General features: G+C 68.8%; 6 protein-coding genes. All 6 read right to left on the reverse strand.

The annotated features are described in order from the left end of the window. Positions 1-484 precede the first annotated feature (484 nt). Positions 485-1,390 (reverse strand): phosphotransferase family protein, encoded by a 906-nt coding sequence (locus tag ACWCQ6_RS35135; protein ID WP_451096265.1) that lies wholly within the window; start codon positions 1,388-1,390, stop codon positions 485-487. A 256-nt stretch (positions 1,391-1,646) separates the two neighbouring features. Beyond that, the gene (locus ACWCQ6_RS35140; protein WP_451096267.1) at positions 1,647-2,036 is read right to left on the reverse strand and encodes a GntR family transcriptional regulator; all 390 of its coding nucleotides are present in this window, start codon (positions 2,034-2,036) and stop codon (positions 1,647-1,649) included. Further along, entirely contained in the window at positions 2,033-2,668 is a 636-nt protein-coding gene (locus tag ACWCQ6_RS35145; RefSeq protein ID WP_451096269.1) for a hypothetical protein, read from the reverse strand. Before ACWCQ6_RS35145 ends, ACWCQ6_RS35140 begins: the two co-directional genes overlap by 4 nt. A gap of 562 nt (positions 2,669-3,230) precedes the next feature. Beyond that, complete coding sequence (locus tag ACWCQ6_RS35150; protein WP_451096271.1) at positions 3,231-3,698, reverse strand: hypothetical protein; 468 nt, start codon at positions 3,696-3,698, stop codon at positions 3,231-3,233. A 350-nt stretch (positions 3,699-4,048) separates the two neighbouring features. Further along, the gene (locus tag ACWCQ6_RS35155; protein ID WP_451096273.1) at positions 4,049-5,077 is read right to left on the reverse strand and encodes a hydroxyacid dehydrogenase; all 1,029 of its coding nucleotides are present in this window, start codon (positions 5,075-5,077) and stop codon (positions 4,049-4,051) included. Beyond that, entirely contained in the window at positions 5,061-6,080 is a 1,020-nt protein-coding gene (locus ACWCQ6_RS35160; protein WP_451096275.1) for a dihydrodipicolinate synthase family protein, read from the reverse strand. The genes ACWCQ6_RS35155 and ACWCQ6_RS35160 overlap by 17 nt, the downstream gene beginning before the upstream one ends. Between the last annotated feature and the right edge of the window lie 208 nt (positions 6,081-6,288).

Here is a 6,288-nt window from a genome sequence, read left to right on the forward strand (position 1 = left end):
TCGTCCTCGCGGCCCTCCAGGCTCGAGTCCTCACCCAAACCAGCGAGCCCTGCAACAAGATCAAGACGACGTGTTAATGATCTGCAAGCCCTTAGTCACAGCCGACCGACTCCCACGCGCGGCGCCACTCGGGGTTCGATGGGTACTTGTGGATCGTGATCATCAGGTCGTAGCGCTGCGCACGGATCGCGGCCAGTTCGGCCGAGCCCGGTGAGAGGTCCTGGAGGCGAACGGGCCGGACGTTCCAACCGCCGCCCGCATCGACGTTCCACTGGGTGCCGAGCAGATGGATGTCGGCTCCGGCCTGGCGAGCTCCTGCGGCGACGACCCACAGCCAGCGCTCGATGCCGCCGTAGCCAGGAGGAGGAAATCCTTATCGGCTCGGGAAGTCGCAGATCGCGACACTCACAAAAGTCTCCGTTTCGTAGATCCGGTGTCGGCGCTCCGGTGAAGGCCGCGAGCAGAAAGGCGGGCGACGGCCGTGTCAGGCGGGCGGGAGCTGGAACTCGTGCAGGGACCGCCGCACCTTGTCCAGGGACTCCTCGAGTTCCTCGGGGTCGTCGTGGCGTAAGGACCAGGTGACGCCCCGCAGTTCACGTCGGACTCCGGCGAGCCTGGTCTCTTTGTGCAAGACCTCGTAGTCACAGGAGTTCCGGGCCGCGTAGGCACTCATCATCTCCTCGGCGAAGTCGCGGCCCAGGTACCAGACGCCGCACAGATCGACCGCCCGCGGGCCGATCCTCGCCTCGTCCCAGTCCAGGACGCCGGACAGCCTCCCGGAGGTGTGCAGGAGGTTGCCGGGCCAGACATCGCCGTGGACCGGCACGACCTCGGCACCGGCGAGCCACCGTCGATAGGCTGTGGCCCATCGTTCGAACACCTGCCGCTCGCGACCGGCCAGCCGGTCCGCGACGGCTGCGGCCGTCTCGGCATCGAGGGCGTCGATCGCCTGTCCGGCCCCGTCCGCCCCGAGGACGCCCAGCAACGGTTCGTCGCCGCAGTTGTGCAGCGCCGAGACGAAAGCGGTCAGGTCGCCGGTGAACGCTTCACGATCCGCGCGAGCGACGTCGTCGTCCACGACAGCGCCTGGCAGCCTCCTGAGAAGCACGGCGCCGAAGGGCAGCCGCGACCCGGCCGGAAGCATTCCGAGCACCTCGGGGACGGCCAGCGGCAGGGGCGGCAGTCGCCGCAGGACCTCGGCAGTGTGCTTGCTCCTGTCCTTGGCCTCCGGAGTGCGCGGCACCCTGATGAGGACGTCGGTGCCAACCCGGAGCACGACGTTCGAGAAGCCCCAGCCGACGATTTCGACAGGATCCCCGCTCCACGGGAACGGCAGGTCCTGCAGGCTTGATCCGACGGCTTCGAGCGCCGCGTCAGGGTCGAGGATCATGAGCAGTCCTTGGCTGATCAACGGCGTCGGCGCAGGCCGACAGGTCCGGGAAGCTTCCGAGGTACCAGGGTCCGCCCGAGACGGGCGCCAGTCCACGGCCGCTTCGGACGTGGACGCCCCAGCAGCCCGCCGTCTGAGCGGCAGCACGCCCCGCGCACGGACGTTCATCGTTGTCGAAGGGGCCGTATCCCAGGTGCCCATGCTGATCTCTTTGCGTACGGTTGTCCGGAACCTCAGTCCCGTGCTCTCCGGGGGGTCACGGTGTGTCGCGGCATGCGAGAGCGTGCCGGATTGCCGCGAGGGTTTCCTCGTCAGTTGCATTGAGTTGCCTGGCTGCGGCCGCGTAACTGCTTGCGTGTTCCGCGAGTTTCGCTTTGACGTCGGCAGTGGCCGCAGGGGCGACAACCTGGGTACCGGAGCCGCGGCGGCTCTTGACCAGGCCCCCGGTCTCCAGTTCGCGGTATGCCCGCACAACGGTGTTCTTGGCCAGCCCGAGGTCGGAGGCAAGCTGGCGCACGGACGGCAGTCTGTCCCCGTGATTCAGCCGACCGATGGAGATCAAATCGGTTAGTTGTGCGCGGAGTTGCTCGTACGGTGGGACGGGGGAAGAGTGGTTGACGCTGATGTTGATGCGATTTGTTGTCATGGCCGAGCCTTGATGTATGCCTGCGGCAGCAACAGGACGCCCAGGCAGTGACACGCGGTCAGTGCGGCAGTGAGGGCCGTGACAGCCAGCCCCCACAGGGCCACGTCCTTCATCCCGCCCGCGCAGGACATGCTCAGCACCACAACGCCCATCGTCAAAGATACGGCGAAAAGAGGGGCGGTCACCAGCACGCCCCATGCGCCGACCGCCGCCCGGACGCTCGTGCGGCGTTGATCGTCGCTCCCGCACCGCGCGGTGACACGGCGCAGAAGCAATGCGCAGGCGACGGTGCCGAGGGCGAGACCGCCAAGTGCCGGCCAGGCGTAATAGGGGCCTGGCCAGGGCGAGAGCAACTGGGTGCCCTCAGGGCACGCGACGGACAGAGCACGTCCTGAACGGCCGTCGGCGTCTGCCGAGCCCGTTGTGGCGGCGACGATCAGGAGGGCCAGCAGGACAACAGCCTGCATGGCCAGTGCAGCAGCCAGGAAGCGGGGCAGATAGTCCCGGATCCGGCGCGGTGTCACTTCGGCTACTCGTAGCCGGCCAGAACGCGGGCGCGCGATTAGATCTGCCGCGAACACGCCGCCCATGACACACAGACCGAATACGGCGAACCCGTACAGCAGATCCACATCGGACTCGGGGCTGAAGGAGACCAGGGCGTTGACAGTCAGACCGGTCGCCGCACCGGCCCATCGCACGGGAGTATCGAGCCTCGCCCGCCACGCTCTTTCCGTTCCTGCGGCAGCAGACATGGCCGACCCCGTTCTCTCCCACGATGTGTATCAACTACGTGACACACTGCCTCGACAGATTGAAGTGTGTCAAGGAAGTAACACACTTCTCCATCCAGTACCGCCCTCCGACCTCCTACTCCATCTCGAACCACCACGTTCGAAAGCTCTCGATCACAGAGAGGGTGGGGGGTGCCAGATGTGGTGGAAGCGACGCCAAGACGAGAGCCCAGCGATGCCATTGCCGACAGAGCGGTGGCCGGCGTCATCGAATGAGCCTGGCCTGCTGTCGCCGAAGCAGCGAGCGTCGCCGGTGGTGGACGTTGGCACCGGTTGGCGATCTGCTGCCGATTCCGGACCGCGTCCTGGTGGGCGCGGGCAAGGACGGCGACGGCCTGGGCCAGGGCGCTGTCGTCGGGCAGAGGCCGGTGCATCGGCATGTCGGTGCGGAAGCAGCGGATCACGACGACCCAGGCTGGAGCTCCTCGCCGTCGTAGGCCGCCAGCGCAGCCTGACGGCATTCCAGCAGGTCGCCTAGGTCCTCGTGGGTCACGTGCTCCTGGATCAGTGCCACCATGGCCCTGGCCTCGACCGAGGCCCATGCGTGCCGGGCGCGTTTGTTGGCGCGGCACCTGGTGTCGCTGCGCAGGAAGCCCGCTCCCGCCGCGAACCCGGCAGAGGCCAGAGCGGCGAGGGCGGCAGAAAAGCGCACCTCCGCCGAGGCCAGTCCTGCCGCTCCCGCCGTGCCCGCGAGCAGGGCCGCGGGGAAACCGAGGGCGATATCCGTCTTGGCCCAGAACTCGGCCCGGCGGTGGGCGATTTTCCTCTGGCGCGTCGCCTCGTCTCTCAGACGCTCGATCTCGGCACGCAGGCGGTGCGCGAACTCGTCCGGGCTCAGGCGTGTGGTTCCGTCAGCGGGAATGACCATAAAGGCATTCCAACACGCCTGCACCAGAAGGTACTTGGCGAGCCCGGACAGCCTTCGGGCGCGGCGGACGTGAGCTTCCCACAATGGTGTGCCGCCAAGTCGGGTAGCCGATCTTGCCGGTGCGGTGGCAGGCCATCACTGAACGCGGCACCGTATCCATCACCTCCCATCGTACGGACCACGGCCAGTACGAGGCGGACCTCGCCGAAGCCCTCGATCAGCTCATGCGCCGCCCCACGCATCGTCTACGACCTCCAGGAATTCCTCGACCCCGAAGGCAACAGAGGGGCCTTCGACGCCGAGGAACAACTGGTCGACCTCTGGGGCCCGGTGTGGTTGCGATCGAGTGATCAAAGGACGCGAGCCAGTGCGTCCGGCCCCACGAAGTGCAATGGTGGCTCGCCGCGCAGGAACCGCAGCACCTCCTCCACGGCACTTGCGCCGAGCCGCTGACGGCACTCGGCGGTGCCCGCCGCCTGGTGCGGGGTCAGCAGAACGTTCGGCAGTTTCCGGAACAGGTGGCGGACCGGCAGTGGTTCGGTGTCGAAGACGTCGATCGCAGCGTCCAGCCGGCCCGCCGACACCTCCGCCAGAAGCGCGTCCTCGTCGACGAGCCAGGAACGGGCGGTGTTGACCAGACCGGCGCCGTCGGGCATCAGCGCCAGTTCGCGCGCACCCAGCATGCGCCGGGTCTCGGCGGTGGCAGGGGCGTGCACGGCGACGATCCGGCTGCCACGGAGCAGTTCGTCCAGCGGCACCACCCGTACCGCGAGCCGCTGTGCGTCCTCGGCCGTCAGATACGGGTCGGTGACCGCGACCTGTGCCCCCAGTGCCCTCGCCAGCTCGATGTACGCACGACCGGTGCGGGACGCTCCGATGACGCCGATCGCACAGCCCTGGATCTCGTGCCGCGGCGGGGCCTGGCTGGCCTCGTCCCAGTCGGCTCCGCCGCGCAGCGCGTGGTCGAAGCGGTGGATGCGGTGCAGCAGGGCGAGGGTGAACGCGAGGGCCACCTCGGCGACCGGGCGGGCCATCTCGTCACCGGCCTGGGTGACGAGGATCCCACGCCGGAAGACTTCCTCGGTGACGTACGGGGCGACCGCCGATCCGGTGTGGGCGACGATCGCCAGTCGGTCAGCGACGTCGAGGAGTTCCTCGCTGAGGCGGGGCGTGCCCCAAGCGGTGATCAGGGCACAGGCACCGGGCAGCGCCGCACCGAGTGCGTCCCGGTCGGTGTGCTCGTCGAGGACGGCCGGCTGCGCCGCGGCGCAGAGGCTCTGCCACACCGCGGGGGTGAAGAACTGCTCACGAAGGTGCGGGGGTACGGCGACGACGACCCGCGGCAGGCGGGCCGCCCCCGGTTCAGGAGAGCCAGTCATCGACGTGCTCCGCGACGAAGTCGTCGTCGGTGAGCCAGGGATAGGCCGTGGCGACCCGGGTGATCTCTTCGGCCTGGCCGGGAGACAAGACCTCCTTCGGATCGAGACACCAGATGCCCTCCAACAGACCCTGGCGGCGCAGCACTTCATGGACACCCGCGATACAGCCGCGGAATCCGCCGCGCACGTCGAACACAGCGCTGTTGGCGTCGGTGAGCTCCGGACGGCGGGCGAGGCAGCCGACCATGGCGTCGTGGTCACCGGCGCGTGCCCGCCGGACCTGGTCGAGGAGGGTGACGGCGGAGCCGGTCCAAACGGCCCACTGGCCGAGCAGCCCGCCGGCGAACCACCGCCGAGTGCCCTTGGTCTCGTACGGGGTGAGCAGGTCGCCGATGATGTCGTCGTCGTTGCCTGTGTACAGGGCGACCTCGTCAGAGCGATCGGCGGCCGCCACGGCCCGTACGACATCGGCGGTGCGGTAGCGGTCGAAGGGCGCGATCTTGATGGCCGCGGTGTTCGGCAGGTCTGCGAATGAGCTCCAGAACGACGGCGAGAGATAACGGCCGCTGACGGCCTCCTGGAGGTAGAAGCCGATCACCGGCAGCACCTCGCCGACGGCGCGGGCCCGGTCCAGCAGCCCCTTCTCGTCGGCGCCGGGCACGGCGGGGCTCAACAGCACGGCGTCGTAGCCGAGGGAGGCCGCGAGCTCGGCTTCGGAGACGGCCTGTGCGGTGTGGCCGCAGGCGCCGGCGACCTTGACGAACGGACGGCCGGCCTCGTTCCGCACGGTCTCGGCGGCGAGTTCGAGGACCGGTGCCAGCAGGCCGATGCCCGGTTCGCGGATCTCGAACTGCGTGGTGTGGACGGCGACGGCGAGGCCGCCCGCGCCGGAGGCCAGGTAGTAACGGGTCAGTGCGCGTTGCCGGCGTTCGTCGAGCTTGCGGTCGGCGCCGAGGGCGAGTGGATGAGCGGGGATGACGGCTCCCTCGGCGAGCACGTCCATCGGAGTGCGTGCCGGGGCTGCCGCGGCCGCCGAGGAGGGTACGGGTTTGGGAGTGGTTGCGGCTACGGGGCCGGGTGCAGGCGCGGTCGCGGCTACGGGCGTACGGGACACGGGGATCAGAACCTTCCGTCACGGACCTGGAACTTGGTGGGCTTGCCGGACAGTGGCAGCCCGCGGCGCAGCCAGTCGGCCTGCCACTCGACGAGGG

Source organism: Streptomyces sp. NPDC001880, assembly GCF_053594575.1.